The following is a 17,562-nucleotide window of genomic DNA, read 5'->3' as shown; positions in this document are numbered from 1 at the left end:
GTAAGGCCCGCATCGTTCACTGCGATGCGGGCCTTCTCACCGAGCGGCCGGCGCGGTCGGCCTCACTGCGGGTCCGGGCCCGTCGCCACCGGGCGGTCGCCGTCCTGGCTCCACTCCGACCACGAACCGACGTACAGGGCGGCCGGAATGCCCGCCACGGCCAGGGCGAGGACCTGGTGGGCCGCGGAGACACCCGAACCGCAGTAGACACCCACCGCGACCCCCTCGGCCGCACCCAGAGCCCTGAAGCGGTCGGCGAGTTCGCCGGCACTTCGGAAACGGCCCGAGTCGTCCACGTTCTCGCTGGTCGGCGCGGAGACCGCGCCCGGGATGTGGCCGCCGACCGGGTCGATGGGCTCGACGTCGCCTCGATAGCGCTCGGCCGCCCGGGCGTCCAGGAGCAGTCCTTCACGGGCCACCCTGGCGGCCGCGCCGGCGTTCAGGAGCGGCAGGGCGTCCGTGGCGGGCTCGAAGGTTCCGGCATCCGGCCGGGAGACGTCCGCGGTCAACGGCCCCTCCCACGCGGCCAGTCCGCCGTCCAGCACCCGTACCGACGGGTGCCCCGCCCAGCGCAGCAGCCACCACGCGCGCGCGGCGGCCCAGCCGAGCCCGCCGTCGTACACCACGACGTCCCGGTCGGCCGAGACGCCGGCCGCCCGCATCGCGGCACCGAAGACCTCCAGGTCGGGCAGCGGGTGCCGGCCGCCGGGACCCGCCGGACCGGCGAGCTCGGAGTCGAGATCGACGAAGACCGCCCCCGGGATGTGCGCCTTCTCGTAGTCGGGCCGCAGGTTCGGGCCGCCCAGCTGCCAGCGGACGTCCAGGACGACCGGGGGACGCGGGCCCGAGAGGGCGTCGGCGAGTTCGGACGCGGAGATGATGGGGTTCATGTCCCCCATCCTTGCGCACAGGGTGGCCGCCGCGCCCCGGCCCGGCTACTCTGCGCGCCGAGCGGACCTGATCACGGCACGTAGGGGTCCGGGTACCGGGTACATGTCGCACACCTGAGCGGCACCGCACGTACGGCGTACCGAAGCGGAAGAGAAGCGATAATCCAGGCATCCTTCCGCAACTGCCGCCGTACGGCCGCGGCGCGGCTGGAATCCGACGCACCACGCGTCGCGCGAGCGACACAGCGACACGGGGTGCGGGCAACGCGAACGGAACGTCGGCGCGCGGAACCGCGGTACGCGCGTGCGGTGAGCGGACCCGACACGGCCGCCGCGAGAGGCCGAGAAGGAAGTGACGATGACCGAGGCACGGGTGCCGGCCGGCCCGGACGGTACGGCGCGTCCGCCCGGCACGCCCTGCTGGACGACCCTGATGGTGCACGGGGTGACCGAGGCCCAGGAGTTCTACGGCGCGCTGTTCGGCTGGGAGTTCCTGCCGGGCCCGCGGCGACCGGGGCCGTACGTACGGGCCCTGCTCGACGGCCGCGAGGTGGCCGGGATCGGGCAGCTGGCGGCCGACCGTCATCCGCCCGTCGCCTGGACCCCCTACCTCGCCTCGGACGACGCCGAACTCACGGCCCAGTTGGTGCGGCACTGCGGGGGCACGGTCGGGGTGGGCCCCCTGGACGCCGCCGGTGCGGGCCGTCTGGCCCTCGCCTCGGACCCGGCGGGCGCGGTCTTCGGCATCCGGCAGCCGACGGCGCACCGGGGCGCCGACGCGACGGGCGTCTGCGGCGCTCCCGCCTGGCACGAACTCCGCACCCGCGAGACGTCCGGCGTCGCGAGGTTCTACCGGGCCGTGTTCGGTTACGAGGACGAGCCGGGCGGTTCCGCCCCCGCCGTCCCCGGGCGTGTCATCCTGCGTTGCAAGGGCCGTCCGGTCGCCGGTATCCACGGGGTCGGCACGGCCCTCCCCCGGGACCGCGGCGCGCACTGGCTCACCCACTTCGAGGTCGGCGACACCGACAAGGCGGTCACCCGTGTGTGCGACCTCGGCGGCCGTGTCCTCGAACCGGCCCGCGACACGGCTCACGGACGCGTCGCGACGGTGGCCGATCCGGAGGGAGCGGTGTTCTCACTGGTGCACGGGCTGGGCTGACGTCTCCGTGGCGGGTCCCGCGTCCACCGGGAGCACGTCCGGCGACAGCGCGCCCGCGCGGGCCGTGGCCGCCGTCATACGGCGCCGGTGGTGGCGGCGGCAGAGCACCTCGTAGCCGATGGTCCCGGACTGGTCGACGTCGCCGACGACCACCTGCGCCCCCTCGACCACCATGTGCCCGCCGACCGTACGGGCGTTGTGGGTGGCGCGGGCTCCGCACCAGCACAGGGCCTCGACCTGGAGGACCTCCACCCGGTCGGCGAGCTCCACCAGGCGCTGCGAGCCGGGGAAGAGCTTGGAGCGGAAGTCGGTGGTGATGCCGAACGCGTAGACGTCGATGCCGAGGTCGTCCACCACCCGGGCCAGCTGGTCGATCTGCTCGGGGGCGAGGAACTGGGCCTCGTCCGCGATCACGTAGTCCGCGCGGCCGCCCCGGGACAGGTGGTCGACGAGGTGGCCGTACAGGTCCTGGCCGTCCGCGACCTCCACGGCGTCCGTCACCAGTCCGAGCCGCGAGGACAGCTTGCCCTCTCCGGCGCGGTCGTTCCGCGAGAAGATCAGACCCTGGAGACCGCGCGCCGAGCGGTTGTGCTCGATCTGGAGGGCCAGCGTCGACTTCCCGCAGTCCATCGTTCCGGAGAAGAACACCAGCTCGGGCATGGGACGTGGGGAACCTTTCGGAGGAGGCGAAGGGTGGGCGGCGGGTCGCGGACCGTGGCGGGTCGTGCTCGTCCGGACGCGGGGCGTACCGGTCAGGTGCGTACTTCCAGGAGCGGCACCAGCTGTTCCGCCGGGGTCATCGAGCCGTGGTTGCCGGTCATCGACGACTCGTTCGGCTCCCGCTCCGACGCGATGAGCAGGACGTCGTCGTGGGCCGCCGCGACCACGTCGCCGATGCGGGCGTACACCCGGTCCTCGACGGCCGGCCCGAACCAGCCCGCGGCGACCGCCTCGTCGCGCGAGGCCACCCAGAACTGCTCGCCCAGCACCTCGCGCCAGACGGTCAGCACGTCGTTCCGGGCGCCAGGCAGCGCGTAGACGTGACGCGCACGCCCCTCACCGCCCAGCAGGGCGACCCCGGCGCGCAGCTCCCAGTCCTCGTCGAAGTCGATGCGGTGCTGCTCGTCGAACGGGATGTCGATCATGCCGTGGTCGGCGGTGACGTACAGGGCGCTGCGGGGCGGGAGCTGTTCGGCGAGGCGCTGCACCAGCCGGTCCACGTACATCAGCTGGCCGCGCCAGGCGTCCGAGTCGACGCCGAAGCGGTGGCCCTTGCCGTCGACCTCGGCGTAGTACGTGTAGACCAGCGAGCGGTCACCGGCGGCGAGCTGCTCCGCCGCGAGGTCCATGCGCTCCTCGCCGGTCAGCCGGCCGTGGAAGGTGCCGCCGCTGAGCGCGATCTTCGTCAGCGGGGTGTGCTCGAAGGCGGGCGACGACACCTGGGCGGTGTGCACGCCCGCGCGGTCGGCCAGCTGGAAGACGGTGGGGTACGGCTGCCAGGCGTCCGGCTTCGTCCACGGGTTCCAGCGGAGCTGGTTCATCAGCTCACCGGTGTCCGGGTTGCGGACGGTGTACCCGGGGAGGCCGTGCGCGCCCGGCGGCAGGCCGGTGCCCACGGAGGCCAGGGAGGTGGCGGTGGTCGCGGGGTATCCCGCGGTGATCGGGCGTCCGGTGCCGCCGCGGGAGGAGGCGAGCAACGAGGTCAGGAACGGGGCCTCGGCCGGGTGGGCCCTCAGCTGCTCCCAGCCCAGCCCGTCGATCAGGAAGACGCAGTTCCGGTCGGCCGCGGTCAGCTCGGATATCGCGGCGGTCGTGCCGGGAACCCCCATGCCCGCGGCGAGCGTGGGCAGCAGGTCGGCCAGCGAGCCCGCGCCGTACTCGGGCACGGGGGCGGAGCCGACGGGGAGGGGTTCCGGCTCGTCCCAGGCGGGGCCGGGCGGGGCGGGCGCGGAGCGCCCCCGGTCATGGGCGGCGGGGGGATACGGGTGGGACATCAGCGGGTGACGTCCGCGGTCGCCTCGGAGAGGGCCTGGGCGAAGGCGAGGGCCTGGCGCACCGTCTCGGGACCGTCCCCGGCCTCGCTGACGCGCAGGCTGAGGTCGTCCGCCGTCGAGTTGCCCGTGTAGCCGTGGTCCGCCTCGCAGTTGGGGTCGCCGCAGGCGGCGGGCTCCAGGTCGATCCGGGAGACGGCGCCCCAGCCGATGGTCAGCACGACCTCGCGGGGCAGCGTGCCCGGCGTGTACGACTCCGGGTTGGCGACCACGCGGCTGAGGACGACCGACGAGATCCGGCCGAGCTTCACGGACTCGGTGGACGTCGTGGCGTACGGCGTCGGGGAGGTGCTGTCCGCGGCCTGCTCGTCGGTGTGGCTGACGATGAACCGGTTGCCGGTGAGGACGAGCACGGTCACGTGCCGCCGCACCTCGTTGGCGTCGAACGTGGTCTCCTGGTGGACCAGGTACGACCGGATGGCCTCGCCGCCGACGGCGGCCTCCACCGCCTCGGCCACGAGAGCCGGGTAATAGCCGCTGCGCTCGATCGCCGCGCGCAGCCCCTGGGTCGTCGTACTGGTCTTGGCCATGCCCTCCATCCTACGGGGGTGCGTCGGCTGCGAGGCACCGCTGTCGTGCGCGGGACCGGTGTGCGGGACGCCCGCGCGGGTGCGCCTCAGTACACCGGCAGCGTCCGCGGGCCGAGGTCGTCGCGGGCGGGCGGCCGCGCCAGCCGTACGGTGGCGCCGAGGACGCTCACGCCGCGGGTGGCGACCACGACCGGTTCCAGGGAGACCGCGACGACCTCGGGATGGTCGTCGACCAGCCGCGACACCCGCAGCAGCAGCTCCTCCAGGGCGTCGGTGTCGACGGGGTCGGAGCCCCGCCAGCCGAACAGGAGCGGCGCCGTCCGGATCGAGCGGACCAGGGAGGCCGCGTCCCGTTCGGCGACCGGTACCAGGCGGTGCGCCACGTCGCCGAGCAGCTGGGAGGCGGCCCCGGCGAGCCCGAAGGACAGCACCGCGCCCGCCGCCGGGTCGATGACGGCCCGTACGACCGTGTCGACCCCGCGCGGGGCCATGCCCTGCACGACGGGGCGCAGCTCCGCGGGCGTGCCGAAGAGGCCGGTCAACTCGTCGTACGCCCGGCGCAGTTGGTCCTCGTCCGCCAGGTCGAGGCGGACGCCACCCAGGTCGGCACGGTGGCGCAGGTGGGGTGCGGTGGCCTTGAGGGCGACGGGGTGGCCGAGGGCACGGGCGGCCGCCACGGCCTCGTCGGGGGTGGGCGCGGGCCGGGCTTCGCGCACCGCGATCCCGTACCGGGCGAGCAGCTCGCTCGTCTCGCCGGCGTCGAGCGTGCGGGCCTCGTCCCGTTCGAGCAGCGCCGCGATCCGCGCGGCGGCGCCCTTCTCGTCGATGTCCTCGTACTCGGGGACCACGGAGACGCCGGGGGCCTTGCCCGGCTCGGTCGCCTCGCGGCGCCACTGGGCGTACCTGACCGCCTCGGCGAGGGCCCGGACGGCGCGCTCGGCGGCGGGATAGGCCGGGATGCGGCGGGTGTCCTCGGGTGGCGGGGCGTCCTCCGCGCGCGCGGGCGCCGGTTCCGCGCCGGGCGGGGCCGGGGCGGCGAGGGGTGCGGTGGCGGCGTCCCCCAGGCGCGGGGAGCGCGCGGACAGGGTGGAGAGGGCGTCGGCGAGGCCGCCGATCTCGACGTGGACCACCAGGACCGGCTTGGCCGGGGCCGTGGCGGCGGCCGAGCGGAGCGCCTCGGCGAGGGCCTCGTCGGTGGCCGGGGCCTCGCCCACGCGCGGGATGGCGGTCACGACGACGGCGTCGCACGCGTCGTCCGCCAGCGCGCGTGTGAGGGCCGCGTGGTAGTCCTCCGCGGAGGCGGCGGTGGTCAGGTCCAGGGGCGGCTGCGGCCTGAGGCCCTCGGTGAGGCATGCGTCGTACGTCAGCAGCCCGAGCGACTCGGAGTTGCCGAGGATCGCCACGCGCGGGCCGGCGGGCAGCGGCTGGCGGGCCAGCAGCAGTCCCACGTCGACCAGTTCGGTGATCGTGTCGACGCGGATCACCCCGGCCTGCCGGAGCAGCGCGGAGACGGTGTCGTGCGGCAGCCGCGTGGCCCGTACGGCGTGGCCGGTGGGCGCCGCTCCGCCGTGCCGCGCCCCCTGGACCACCACCAGCGGCTTGACGGCGGCCGTGCGGCGCGCGAGGCGGGTGAACTTGCGCGGGTTGCCGATCGACTCCAGGTACATCAGGGCGACGTCGGTGTCCGGGTCGTCGTACCAGTACTGGAGGACGTCGTTGCCGGAGACGTCGGCGCGGTTGCCGGAGGACACGAAGGTCGACACGCCCGTGACGCCGGTCACGCCGCCGCCGCGCCGGTGCAGCCGGGAGAGCAGGGCGATGCCGATGGCGCCGGACTGGGCGAACAGGCCGATGCGCCCGGGGCGCGGCATCTCGGGGGCGAGCGAGGCGTTGAGCCGGACCGCGGGCGAGGTGTTGATGATCCCGAAGGCGTTGGGCCCGATGACGCGCATGCCGTACGTACGGGCGCGGCGCACCAGTTCGCGCTGGCGCTCGCGCCCCTCGGGGCCGCTCTCGGCGTACCCGGCGGAGATCACCACGAGCCCCTGCACGCCGTGCGCGCCGCACTCGGCGACGACGTCCGGCACCTGTTCCGCGGGGACGGCGACGACCGCGAGGTCCACGGGCTCGGTGATCTCGCCGACGGAGCGGTACGCGGGGACGCCGTCGATCTCGTCCCTGTCCCCCACGGCCCGGTTCACCGCGTACAGGCGGCCGGTGAAGCCCGCACCGCGGAGGTTGCCGAGGACGCTGCGGCCCACTCCCCCGGGTGCGCGGCCCACACCGATGACGGCGACCGAGCCGGGCGCGAGGAGCCGCTGCACCGAGCGCGCCTCGGCGCGCTGCTCCCGCGCGCGCTGCACCGCGAGGGAGCGGTCGGTGGGCTCCAGGTCGAACTCGAGGCGGACGACACCGTCCTCGAAGCTGCGCTTCTGCTGGTACCCGGCGTCCGTGAACACCTTGATCATCTTGGTGTTGGCGGGCAGCACCTCGGCGGCGAAGCGGCGGATGCCGCGCTCCCGGGCGACCGCCGCGATGTGCTCCAGGAGGGCGGAGGCGACGCCCCTGCCCTGGTGGGCGTCCTGCACCAGGAAGGCGACCTCGGCCTCGCCGGCGGCGGGGGCGGTGGTGGACGGGCCGGCGGGCATGCCGTTCGCGTCGATGCGGTCGTAGCGTACGGTGGCGATGAACTCGCCGCCGACCGTGGCCGCGAGTCCCACCCGGTCCACGAAGTCGTGGTGGGTGAAGCGGTGCACGTCCTTGGCGGACAGGCGCGGGTACGGCGCGAAGAAGCGGTAGTACTTCGACTGTTCGGAGACCTGCTCGTAGAAGCTGACCAGGCGCTCGGCGTCATCGACGGTGATGGGCCTGATGCGCGCGGTGCCGCCGTCGCGCAGCACCACGTCGGCCTCCCAGTGAGCGGGGTACTCGTGCCGGTCCGGCGAGGTCTGCATGGTTCCCCAGAGTACGGCTCGCCTCCGACAGGGGGCGGGGCGCCGCTCGTGGCGGGACCGGGTCGTGGTCGGGCCGTGGGCCGCGTCCGGAGCCGTTTCACCGTACGGGAGAATTCGTACGGAATCCCCAAGGATCCCCAAGGATCCTCAGGGACCCCAGGGACCCCTGGCAACTTCAGAAACACCGAAGGGCAGCATCACATGGCTGAGCGCCACGTCAACGTCGGCTGGACCGAGGGCCTCCACGCCCGCCCCGCCTCCATCTTCGTCCGGGCCGCCACGGCCTCGGGAGTTCCCGTGACGATCGCCAAGGCCGGCGGCAACCCCGTCAACGCGGCCTCCATGCTGGCGGTCCTCGGTCTCGGCGCCAAGGGCGGCGAGGAGATCGTCCTCGCCTCCGACGCGGAGGGCGCGGACGCCGCGCTGGACCGGCTGGCCAAGCTGGTCGCCGAGGGGCTCGACGAGCTTCCCGAGACCGTCTGAGGGGATCGGCGGTGCCGGGGACCCCGCAGGGGCCTCCGGTGCACAGGTGAAGGGCTCGTCCGAATGCCGGGCGGGCCCTTCGCCATATCCCTTCACGGCGTCTTGTTCGCTGCGGCGACCCGACGGCGGAATTGTCCCGCACACACGGCGGATTACAGCTGCACGCACCGGCTCGATTAACCGTGTGCGGGCAGCAGAATCAATCCCCCAGGAATTCCGCTTCTCTTTGTATACGGCTTTCGTGTTAATGCCGCAGACTCGGCATGTTTACGCGATGTTGCGAAGTCCTCACACGGTCCGGACGCTCCGCGCGGTCGGCGCGGGGGAACCGCAGCCGGTGCGTGTCGGCCGCCCGTTCGCCGTGCAGGGCGGTGATCGCACGCGCCCGCTCGCCGTCCCCGCGCGCGACGGCGTCGACGATGCCGCCGTGCTCGGCCCAGGACTCCACCGGGTCGGCGGGGGTCTCCACCGTGTACATCCACGCGATCTTGTGCCGGAGCTGGGCGAGCGTCGAGGTCAGCGCGGGGCTGCCGGACGCCTGGGCGAGCGTCTCGTGGAACCAGCCGCTCAGCGAGCGCAGATCCTCGCTGTGGCCGCGCCTGGCCCTCTCCTGCCCCAGTCTGACCAGGCCGCGCAGCACCTTGAGGTGCGCCTCGGTACGGCGCTGCGCGGCCCTCGCGGCGCCCAGCGGCTCCAGCAGCATGCGCATCTCCAGCAGGTCGGCGGCCTCCTGTTCGGTCGGCTCCGCGACGCACGCGCCCGCGTGCCGGCGGGTGACCACGAAGCCCTCCGCCTCCAGGGTGCGCAGGGCCTCGCGCACGGGGACGCGCGAGACGCCGTAGCGGCGCGCCAGCAGTTCCTCGGTGAGGCGGCTGCCGCGCTCGTAGACACCCGCGACGATGTCATCACGGATCGCCGTGCATACCGAGTGCGCCGGAATACGCATGACCGGACCTCCGCCTTAAAACCCGTGAAACGCCGTCGACTGAGGCGTGTTCCTGCGACTCTATTGCAGCGGGCCAGAATTTCCGACGGCGGGTCGGAATCCATGGATATTTTTTGGACAGTGGTCGCGTCCGAGCGCGCCGAGTCGATACGGGACAGGTCGACCCGGGGACAGGTCGACCCGGGGACAGGTCGACCCGAGGTGGGCCGATGCGGGACGGGCCGACGGGACGGGCCGTGACGGCGAAAGCCCCGGCTCGGGGAGGAGCCGGGGCTTCCCGGGGCTTCTGGGCCGGGAGCGCGGGGCGGGATGTCCGCCGCCGGGGGCTCGCTCTCCGGTCCAGGGGGCGCCGCCCCATGGTCGCCGCCTGAGGGTCTGTCGCCGCAGCGGGTGCCGTCCCAGGGGGTCAGACGTTCACGCCGTGCGCGCGCAGGTAGGCGACGGGGTCGATGTCGGAGCCGTACTCGGCCGTCATGCGGACCTCGAAGTGCAGGTGCGCCCCGGTGACGTTGCCGGTCGCCCCGGAGAGGGCGATCTGCTGGCCCGGCAGGACCGCCTGGCCGACGGAGACGCCGATGGACGACAGGTGGCCGTACTGGGTGTACGTGCCGTCGGTCATCTCGATGACGATCTGGTAGCCGTACGAGCCGCCCCAGCCAGCCTCCACGACGGTGCCGGCGCCGACCGACTGGACGGCCGTGCCGGACGCGGCGTGGAAGTCGACGCCGGTGTGGCTGCCGGAGGACCACACGGAGCCACCGGCCTTGTAGCCGGTGGAGACGTAGGAGCCGGCGATCGGGGCGACACGGGCGTTGAGGCGCTTGCGCTCGGCCTCACGGGCGGCGCGCTCCCTCTCGGCCTCGCGCTCCTTCTCCGCCCTCTCGGCGGCGAGCTTCTCCGCCTGCGCCTCGGCCTCCTCGCGGGCCTCCCGCGCGGCCGCGTCCTGGGCCGCCTGCCGCTGGGCGGCGGCCTGCGCGTCGATCTGCTCGGCCACCGAGTCGCCGATGCTGAGCGCCAGGGTGAGGCCGGCCTGCCCGTCGGAGGTGTCCGCGGCGAGCGCCGGGGCGGCCAGGGTGCCGATGACGCCTGTGGTGGTGAGCGCGGCGACACCCACGGTGCGCGTGGTGGCCTGCTTCACCCGGCCGGGACGCCGGTGCTTCCCGGTGGCGCAACTGAACGCCATGAAGTGGCTGGTCCTTTCCTTCCCTCTCGCCTACCGGGTTAGCTGACGGGTTCGGAGCAGGAAGGTCTCCTACAGGTTCCCTCCACTGCGTGAAGGGCACCCGATTCACCCCAGGGGGACTGTGGCGGGTCCCCGGCTCCCCTGGCTCGCGCCGTGCGGGGACTCGGCGATGACTGTCCGCTGCCGCGGGCGCGGCATGCTGCCTGACGAACAGCCGGACCGACGCTAAGGGTCCCGTCTTTCGAACAACAAACGAAAGACAGGTTTTGTAGCGTACGCCACAGGGCAGACGGCCCATCCCTTGCCATCTCACCCCCAATACGGGCAAAAGGGGGCCTTGGTGGCGCGTCGGCCACCAAGGCCCCCGGGCGCGGCTCCGTCCCTACTCGGCCCGCACGACGGTCACTTCGCCGATGCCGAGGGCGGCCACGGGCGCCTCGATCTGGGCCGCGTCACCGACCAGGACGGTCACCAGCCGGTCCACCGGGAAGGCGTTCACGGCGGCTGCGGTGGCCTCCACCGTGCCCGTCCCGGCCAACTGCCGGTAGAGCGTCGCCTGGTAGTCGTCGGGCAGGTGCTGCTCGACCTGGTCGGCGAGCGTGCCCGCGACGGCCGCCGCCGTCTCGTACTTCAGGGGCGCGACCCCGACGAGGTTCTGCACGGCCACGTCGCGCTCGGCGTCCGTCAGGCCTCCCTCGGCGAGGGTGCGCAGCACGGTCCACAGGTCGGCCAGCGCGGGACCGGTGTTGGGCGTGTCGACGGAGCCGCTGATGGCGAGCAGCGAGGCGCCGGTGCCCTCGGGCGCGGAACGCAGCACCTGCCCGAACGCCCGCACGCCGTAGGTGTAGCCCTTCTCCTCGCGCAGCACACGGTCCAGGCGGGAGGTGAGGGTGCCGCCGAGGCAGTAGGTGCCGAGCACCTGCGCGGGCCACACCCGGTCGTGCCGGTCCGGGCCGACGCGGCCGATCAGGAGCTGCGTCTGGACGGCGCCGGGACGGTCCACGATGACGACGCGTCCGGTGTCGTCGGCGGTCACCGGAGGCACGGGCCGCGGCTCGGCCGGGGAGCCGGTCCAGGCGCCGAGGGTGTCGCCGAGCAGCGCGTCGAGGTCCACGTCCGTGAGGTCGCCGACGACGACCACGGTGGCCGTGGCCGGGCGGACGTGCTTCTCGTAGAAGGCGCGCACGGCCGCCGAGTCGATGGCCGCGACGGTCTCCTCGGTGCCCTGGCGCGGGCGCGACATGCGCGAGTCCGCCGGGAACAGCTCCTTGGAGAGCTCCTTGGCGGCACGGCGGGCCGGGCTGGCGAGCTCGTGCGGGATCTCGTCGAGCCGGTTGCGCACCAGCCGCTCGACCTCGCCGTCCGCGAACGCGGGCGCCCTGAGGGCGTCGGCGAGCAGGCCGAGCGCCTTGGGCAGCCGTGAGACGGGCACCTCGAGGCTGATGCGGACGCCGGGGTGGTCGGCGTGCGCGTCGAGGGTGGCGCCGCAGCGCTCCAGCTCGGCGGCGAAGTCCTCGGCGGAGTGCTTGTCGGTGCCCTCGGAGAAGGCCCGCGCCATGATCGTGGCGACGCCGTCGAGGCCCGCGGGCTCGGCGTCCAGGGGCGCGTCGAGCAGCACCTCCACGGCAACGACCTGCTGGCCGGGGCGGTGGCAGCGCAGCACGGTCAGCCCGTTGTCCAGGGTGCCGCGCCCGGGGGCCGGGAACGCCCAGGGCCTGGCCTCGCCGGCCTGGGGCTGCGGGTGGAGGTCCATGGTCGCGAGTTCGGTCACTTCGCCGGCTCCTCGTTCTCGTCGGTGGCCTCGGCGGTGGCGGCGGCCTGCTGGGGGGCGTCCTCCTCGGCGGCGACCGGCTCGTACACGAGCACCGCGCGGTTGTCGGGCCGCAGACGGGCCTTGGCGATCTCCTGGACCTCCTCGGCGGTCACCTCCAGGACGCGCTGCACGGCGGTCAGCGCGAGCTGCGGGTCGCCGAACAGGACGGCGTAGCGGCACAGTTCGTCGGCGCGGCCCGCGACCGTGCCGAGCCGGTCCAGCCACTCGCGCTCCAGCTGGGCCTGGGCGCGCTCCATCTCCTCGGCGGTGGGGCCCTCCTCGGCGAACCGGGCGAGCTCCTCGTCGACGGCGGCCTCGATGACCGGGACCTCGACGTCACCGGAGGTCTTCACGTCCAGCCAGCCCAGGGAGGGCGCACCGGCGAGCCGCAGCAGGCCGAATCCGGCGGCGACGGCGGTGCGGTCGCGCCGTACGAGCCGGTTGTACAGGCGGGAGGACTCGCCGCCGCCGAGGACGGTCAGCGCCAGGTCGGCCGCGTCGCACGCGCGCGTGCCGTCCTCCGGGAGACGGTAGGCGGCCATCAGCGCCCGCGCGGGGACCTCTTCCTCGACGACCTCGCGCAGCTCCTCGCCGATGACGTCGGGCAGCGAGCCGTCGCGGGGCTCGGGCTTGCCGTCGTGCCCGGGGATGGAACCGAAGTACTTCTCGATCCAGGCGAGCGTCTGCTCCGGGTCGATGTCGCCGACCACGGAGAGCACGGCGTTGTTGGGCGCGTAGTACGTGCGGAAGAACGCGCGCGCGTCCTCCAGGGTGGCCGCGTCCAGGTCGGCCATCGACCCGATCGGGGTGTGGTGGTAGGGGTGGCCCTCCGGGTAGGCGAGGGCGGTCAGCTTCTCGAAGGCGGTGCCGTAGGGGACGTTGTCGTAGCGCTGGCGGCGCTCGTTCTTGACGACGTCCCGCTGGTTCTCCATGGACTCCTCGTCCAGGGCCGCGAGCAGCGAGCCCATGCGGTCGGCCTCCAGCCAGAGGGCGAGCTCCAGCTGGTGGGCGGGCATGGTCTCGAAGTAGTTGGTGCGCTCAAAGCTGGTGGTGCCGTTGAGCGAGCCGCCCGCGCCCTGGACGAGCTCGAAGTGGCCGTTGCCCTTCACCTGTCCGGAGCCCTGGAACATCAGGTGCTCGAAGAGGTGAGCCAGGCCGGTACGGCCCTTGACCTCGTGCCGGGAGCCGACGTCGTACCAGAGGCACACCGCCGCGACCGGGGTCAGGTGGTCCTCGGAGAGCACCACGCGCAGGCCGTTGGCCAGGCGGTGCTCGGTCGCTGTCAGGCCCCCGGAGCCTGCCTCGGCTGTGGCCGTGTGACCCATGGGCATGTACGTCCCTTCGATCGCGGAAGCTTTCGTTGAAACTGCAGAATTCCTGCCGGTTCTGCCACTGTATGCAAGCGGGCGGACGCCTGGCGAAGTTCCCGGACGCGGTACGCCGAGAGCGAGACGCGGGGTGACGGGTACGGACGGGTGCGAGGTGCGCGGAGGGAGCGGACGGGCCCGGCCCGCCTGCCCCGCCGCTCCGGCCCGGCGGCGTTCACACCGGAGCGGGGGCGCGACCGGTGTGGACGCGCCACGGACCGGCCCGCGCACCGACGCGTGGGGCGCCCCCGCCCGGCCCGTGAACCGGTCCGCCGTACCCGGTTGTCAGTGGGGCGGTCGGCGGTTGTCGGCGGGGCGGTCCACAATGGAGCGCGTCAATATCCGTTCATGCCCCGGCAAGACTGTGAAGGAGCCGCAGCAGCGATGGCCCGCCGCAGCACGAAGACCCCGCCGCCCGACGACGCGTACGAGGAGAAGATCCTCGACATCGACGTCGTGGACGAGATGCAGGGCTCCTTCCTGGAGTACGCGTACTCGGTCATCTACTCCCGGGCCCTGCCGGACGCCCGTGACGGCCTCAAGCCGGTGCACCGCCGCATCGTCTACCAGATGAGCGAGATGGGCCTGCGCCCCGAACGCGGTTACGTGAAGTGCGCCCGCGTCGTCGGCGAGGTCATGGGCAAGCTGCACCCGCACGGCGACGCGTCGATCTACGACGCCCTGGTGCGTATGGCCCAGCCCTTCTCGATGCGCGTGCCCCTGGTCGACGGCCACGGCAACTTCGGCTCGCTCGGCAACGACGACCCGCCGGCGGCCATGCGGTACACCGAGTGCCGGATGGCCGAGGCCACGAGCCTGATGACGGAGTCCATCGACGAGGACACGGTCGACTTCGCGCCCAACTACGACGGCCAGGAGCAGGAGCCGCTGGCACTGCCGGCCGCCTTCCCGAACCTGCTGGTGAACGGCGCCTCCGGCATCGCCGTCGGCATGGCCACCAACATGCCGCCGCACAACCTGCGCGAGGTCATCGCGGCGGCCCGGCACCTGATCCGCCACCCGAACGCGGACCTCGACGCCCTGATGAAGCACGTTCCCGGCCCCGACCTGCCCACCGGCGGCCGGATCGTCGGTCTCTCCGGCGTCCGGGACGCGTACGCGACGGGCCGTGGCACCTTCAAGATCCGCGCCACGGTGTCCGTGGAGAACGTGACGGCGCGCCGCAAGGGCCTCGTCGTCACCGAACTGCCCTTCGCCGTCGGCCCGGAGAAGGTGGTCGCCAAGATCAAGGACCTGGTGGGCTCGAAGAAGCTCCAGGGCATCGCCGACGTCAAGGACCTCACGGACCGCGAGCACGGCCTGCGCCTCGTCATCGAGATCAAGAACGGCTTCGTGCCCGAGGCGGTCCTGGAGCAGCTCTACAAGCTGACGCCGATGGAGGAGTCCTTCGGCATCAACAACGTGGCCCTCGTGGACGGCCAGCCGCTCACCCTGGGCCTCAAGGAGCTCCTCGAGGTCTACCTCGACCACAGATTCACCGTCGTACGGCGCCGTTCGGAGTTCCGCCGCGGCAAGCGGCGCGACCGCCTCCACCTGGTCGAGGGCCTGCTCACGGCGCTGGTGGACATCGACGAGGTCATCCGCCTGATCCGTGCCAGCGACAACTCCGCCGAGGCCAAGCAGCGCCTGATGGAGCGCTTCTCCCTCTCGGAGACCCAGACGCAGTACATCCTGGACACCCCGCTGCGCCGGCTGACCAGGTTCGACCGCATCGAGCTGGAGGCGGAGCAGGACCGGCTCAACGCGGAGATCGAGGAGCTGACCCGGATCCTGGAGTCGGACACCGAGCTGCGCAAGCTGGTGTCGGGCGAACTGGCGGCGGTCGCGAAGAAGTTCGGCACCGACCGGCGCACGCTGCTGCTGGAGTCGGGAGCCGCACCGGTCGCGCCGGTCCCGCTGCAGGTGGCGGACGACCCGTGCCGCGTCCTGCTGTCCTCGACGGGGCTGCTGGCCCGCACGGCCAACGGCGAGCCCTTCCCGGACAAGGACGCCAAGCGCGCCAAGCACGACGTGATCGTCTCCGCGGTGCCGGCGACGGCCCGGGGCGAGGTGGGCGTGGTGACGTCCACGGGCCGCCTGCTCAGGCTGAACGTGATCGACCTCCCGCAGCTCCCGGAGTCGCTGCCGGCGCCGAACCTCTCCGGGGGCGCACCGCTGACCGAGTTCCTGTCCCTGCAGGGCGACGAGACGGTCGTCTGCCTGACCACGCTCGACGAGTCGTCACCGGGCCTGGCGATCGGCACGGAGCAGGGCGTGGTCAAGCGTGTGGTCCCCGACTACCCGTCCAACAAGGAGGAGCTGGAGGTCATCACCCTCAAGGAGGGCGACCGGATCGTCGGCGCGGTCGAGCTGCGCACGGGCGAGGAGGACCTGGTCTTCATCACGGACGACGCCCAGCTGCTGCGCTTCCAGGCCTCGCAGGTCCGCCCGCAGGGCCGTCCGGCGGGCGGTGTGGCGGGCGTCAAGCTCGCCACGGGCGCGAAGGTGATCTCCTTCACGGCGGTGGACCCGGCCGCGGACGCGGTCGTGTTCACGGTGGCCGGGTCGCGCGGCACCCTCGACGACTCGGTGCAGACGACGGCCAAGCTGACGCCGTTCGACCAGTACCCGCGCAAGGGCCGGGCCACGGGCGGGGTGCGCTGCCAGCGGTTCCTCAAGGGTGAGGACTGCCTCTCCCTCGCCTGGGCGGGCCCGGTCCCGGCCAGGGCCGCGCAGAAGAACGGCACCCCGGTCGAACTGCCGGAGATCGACCCGCGCCGCGACGGCTCGGGCGTGTCCCTGGCCAAGACGGTGGCGGTCGTCGCGGGACCGGTCTAGACGTCCGGGCCGAGGGGGTCCGCCTCCTCGGCCTGCCCGTCGGGCTGCTGCACGTAGCGGAGGACGCCCCACATGCCGTGCTCGTCGGCGTGCGGGGCGTCGTCCCGGCACGCCTCCAGTGCCTTGTCCAGCGCCGCGCAGTCGATCCCGGTGCCGATGAGGACGAGCTGCGTGAGGCGGGGCTCCCCGGGCGCCCAGGGCTCCGGGTAGAAGCGCAGGAACCGTCCGACGGCGTGCACGGCGTACCGGTTGCCGTGGTCGTGCGGCCCGAAGTCGACGTACCCCTTGACGCGGTAGAGCCCTTCGGGGCGGCTGTCGAGGAACTCCATCAGCCGCCGGGGGTCCAACGGCACCTCGGAGGCGAACGACAGGGTGTCGTACGCCGCGTGCAGGTGCCCGGCGTGACCGGGACCGGATTCCCCTCCGTGCTCGGCTCCCTCGGCGTCGTCCTCCGCGTGCACATGCAGGTCGTCGAAGGAGAGCTGCCCGATGCGTTCCTCACGGGGCCGGCAGTCGAAGAGCAGCTCCGGGTCGACGCGGCCGTACGTGGCGGGCACGACGGCCGCGTCGCCGGCGAGCGACCGGACGAGCTCCGGCACCCGGTCCGCGTCGTCCGCGCGGTCCAGCTTGTTGACGACGACGAGATCGGCGAGGGCGAGGTGCCGGTCGATCTCCGGGTGCCTCTCACGGGTGGCGTCGAACTCGGCGGCGTCCACCACCTCGACGAGCCCTCCGTAGACCACCCGGGGCTCCTCGCTGGCGAGCACCATCCGGACGATCTCCTGCGGTTCGGCGAGCCCGCTGGCCTCGATGACGATCACGTCGATGCCGGCGTCCGGGCGGGCGAGCCGCTCCAGGTACAGATCGAGCTCGCCGGCGTCGACGGCACAGCACAGACATCCGTTGCCGAGGGAGACGGTGGAGTCGCCGAGCGCCCCCGCCACGGCCATCGCGTCGATCTCGATGGCACCGAAGTCGTTGACGACGGCGCCGATACGGCTGCCCCCGCTGCGGTGCAGCAGATGGTTCAGCAGGGTCGTCTTGCCGGAGCCGAGGAATCCGGCGAGCACGACGACCGGGATCTGCGGCGGCCCCGGACGCGACGGTGTGCCCGGCTGGTCAGGTCGGCTCGGCCGGCTCAACGCGGCTCTCTCCCTTCGACGGCGGGCACCGGCCGGCGCCCGCTCCGCTCACGACGCGGCTCGCGCTCCGGCGTTCGGCGGGCCCCGCTCGGCTCCCGTTCCTACGACCGTTGAATGCCGTCCCAGGATACGAGCGGTGGGGATCACCACGAACCGGACCGAAGTGCCACGGACGGCGGCGGAGCCCTCGCTCTTTCCCTCAGCGC

The 17,562-nt window shown here is 73.3% G+C and carries 13 protein-coding genes and 1 riboswitch; of the genes, 3 read left to right on the top strand and 10 right to left on the bottom strand.

What is annotated here, in order from left to right; genetic code table 11:
• Window positions 1–62: 62 nt before the first annotated feature.
• Entirely contained in the window at window positions 63–890 is an 828-nt protein-coding gene (locus IEZ04_RS05315) for a sulfurtransferase (RefSeq protein ID WP_189215501.1), read from the bottom strand.
• A gap of 358 nt (window positions 891–1,248) precedes the next feature.
• Here IEZ04_RS05315 and IEZ04_RS05310 point away from each other — a divergent pair, with 358 nt between their 5' ends.
• Window positions 1,249–2,049 carry a VOC family protein gene (locus tag IEZ04_RS05310; RefSeq protein WP_189215500.1) on the top strand — a complete coding sequence of 267 codons (801 nt, stop codon included), beginning with the start codon at window positions 1,249–1,251 and terminating at the stop codon, window positions 2,047–2,049.
• Here IEZ04_RS05310 and IEZ04_RS05305 read toward each other — a convergent pair.
• The 4 genes from IEZ04_RS05305 to IEZ04_RS05290 all read right to left on the bottom strand — a co-directional run bounded on the left by IEZ04_RS05305 (window position 2,026) and on the right by IEZ04_RS05290 (window position 7,584).
• Window positions 2,026–2,709 carry a thymidine kinase gene (locus IEZ04_RS05305; protein ID WP_189215499.1) on the bottom strand — a complete coding sequence of 228 codons (684 nt, stop codon included), beginning with the start codon at window positions 2,707–2,709 and terminating at the stop codon, window positions 2,026–2,028. The genes IEZ04_RS05310 and IEZ04_RS05305 overlap by 24 nt on opposite strands.
• 92 nt (window positions 2,710–2,801) lie before the next feature.
• Window positions 2,802–4,043, bottom strand: coding sequence for an alkaline phosphatase family protein (locus IEZ04_RS05300; protein ID WP_189215498.1), 1,242 nt, complete (start codon window positions 4,041–4,043; stop codon window positions 2,802–2,804).
• On the bottom strand, window positions 4,043–4,630 hold the full coding sequence (locus IEZ04_RS05295) for a DUF5998 family protein (protein WP_189215497.1): 588 nt from the start codon (window positions 4,628–4,630) through the stop codon (window positions 4,043–4,045). Before IEZ04_RS05295 ends, IEZ04_RS05300 begins: the two co-directional genes overlap by 1 nt.
• A gap of 86 nt (window positions 4,631–4,716) precedes the next feature.
• Window positions 4,717–7,584, bottom strand: coding sequence for a bifunctional acetate--CoA ligase family protein/GNAT family N-acetyltransferase (locus IEZ04_RS05290; RefSeq protein WP_189215496.1), 2,868 nt, complete (start codon window positions 7,582–7,584; stop codon window positions 4,717–4,719).
• A 201-nt stretch (window positions 7,585–7,785) separates the two neighbouring features.
• Here IEZ04_RS05290 and IEZ04_RS05285 point away from each other — a divergent pair, with 201 nt between their 5' ends.
• A complete protein-coding gene (locus IEZ04_RS05285) occupies window positions 7,786–8,067 on the top strand; it encodes an HPr family phosphocarrier protein (RefSeq protein WP_189215495.1) in 282 nt (93 codons plus the stop codon).
• Between the two features lie 244 nt (window positions 8,068–8,311).
• Here IEZ04_RS05285 and IEZ04_RS05280 read toward each other — a convergent pair whose 3' ends face one another.
• From IEZ04_RS05280 to IEZ04_RS05265, 4 genes are all read right to left on the bottom strand, one after another.
• The gene (locus IEZ04_RS05280; RefSeq protein ID WP_189215494.1) at window positions 8,312–9,013 is read right to left on the bottom strand and encodes a GntR family transcriptional regulator; all 702 of its coding nucleotides are present in this window, start codon (window positions 9,011–9,013) and stop codon (window positions 8,312–8,314) included.
• A 406-nt stretch (window positions 9,014–9,419) separates the two neighbouring features.
• Entirely contained in the window at window positions 9,420–10,196 is a 777-nt protein-coding gene (locus tag IEZ04_RS05275; RefSeq protein ID WP_189215493.1) for a M23 family metallopeptidase, read from the bottom strand.
• A gap of 12 nt (window positions 10,197–10,208) precedes the next feature.
• Window positions 10,209–10,375: riboswitch (cyclic di-AMP (ydaO/yuaA leader) on the bottom strand.
• 203 nt (window positions 10,376–10,578) lie between these two features.
• Window positions 10,579–11,967, bottom strand: a complete 1,389-nt coding sequence (locus tag IEZ04_RS05270; protein WP_189215492.1) for a M16 family metallopeptidase — start codon at window positions 11,965–11,967, stop codon at window positions 10,579–10,581.
• Complete coding sequence (locus IEZ04_RS05265; protein WP_189215491.1) at window positions 11,964–13,340, bottom strand: M16 family metallopeptidase; 1,377 nt, start codon at window positions 13,338–13,340, stop codon at window positions 11,964–11,966. The genes IEZ04_RS05270 and IEZ04_RS05265 overlap by 4 nt, the downstream gene beginning before the upstream one ends.
• Window positions 13,341–13,760: 420 nt before the next feature.
• Here IEZ04_RS05265 and IEZ04_RS05260 point away from each other — a divergent pair, with 420 nt between their 5' ends.
• Window positions 13,761–16,214, top strand: coding sequence for a DNA gyrase/topoisomerase IV subunit A (locus IEZ04_RS05260; protein ID WP_189215490.1), 2,454 nt, complete (start codon window positions 13,761–13,763; stop codon window positions 16,212–16,214).
• Here IEZ04_RS05260 and IEZ04_RS05255 read toward each other — a convergent pair.
• Entirely contained in the window at window positions 16,211–17,284 is a 1,074-nt protein-coding gene (locus tag IEZ04_RS05255) for a CobW family GTP-binding protein (RefSeq protein ID WP_373296255.1), read from the bottom strand. The two genes, IEZ04_RS05260 and IEZ04_RS05255, sit on opposite strands and share 4 nt — an antisense overlap.
• Between the last annotated feature and the right edge of the window lie 278 nt (window positions 17,285–17,562).

Origin of the sequence: Streptomyces ruber (assembly GCF_014648075.1) — a bacterium.
GTDB lineage: Bacteria > Actinomycetota > Actinomycetes > Streptomycetales > Streptomycetaceae > Streptomyces > Streptomyces ruber.
This window is presented reverse-complemented; position numbering and strand designations above follow the sequence as displayed.

Excerpts from the sequence above, each read along its gene's own strand:
- IEZ04_RS05300 (WP_189215498.1), bottom strand. The coding sequence starts at position 4,043 with ATGTCCCACCCGTATCCCCCCGCCGCCCATGACCGGGGGCGCTCCGCG.
- IEZ04_RS05305 (WP_189215499.1), bottom strand. The coding sequence starts at position 2,709 with ATGCCCGAGCTGGTGTTCTTCTCCGGAACGATGGACTGCGGGAAGTCG.
- IEZ04_RS05280 (WP_189215494.1), bottom strand. The coding sequence starts at position 9,013 with ATGCGTATTCCGGCGCACTCGGTATGCACGGCGATCCGTGATGACATC.
- IEZ04_RS05260 (WP_189215490.1), top strand. The coding sequence starts at position 13,761 with ATGGCCCGCCGCAGCACGAAGACCCCGCCGCCCGACGACGCGTACGAG.
- IEZ04_RS05285 (WP_189215495.1), top strand. The coding sequence starts at position 7,786 with ATGGCTGAGCGCCACGTCAACGTCGGCTGGACCGAGGGCCTCCACGCC.
- IEZ04_RS05295 (WP_189215497.1), bottom strand. The coding sequence starts at position 4,630 with ATGGCCAAGACCAGTACGACGACCCAGGGGCTGCGCGCGGCGATCGAG.
- IEZ04_RS05310 (WP_189215500.1), top strand. The coding sequence starts at position 1,249 with ATGACCGAGGCACGGGTGCCGGCCGGCCCGGACGGTACGGCGCGTCCG.
- IEZ04_RS05265 (WP_189215491.1), bottom strand. The coding sequence starts at position 13,340 with ATGCCCATGGGTCACACGGCCACAGCCGAGGCAGGCTCCGGGGGCCTG.
- IEZ04_RS05290 (WP_189215496.1), bottom strand. The coding sequence starts at position 7,584 with ATGCAGACCTCGCCGGACCGGCACGAGTACCCCGCTCACTGGGAGGCC.
- IEZ04_RS05275 (WP_189215493.1), bottom strand. The coding sequence starts at position 10,196 with ATGGCGTTCAGTTGCGCCACCGGGAAGCACCGGCGTCCCGGCCGGGTG.
- IEZ04_RS05315 (WP_189215501.1), bottom strand. The coding sequence starts at position 890 with ATGAACCCCATCATCTCCGCGTCCGAACTCGCCGACGCCCTCTCGGGC.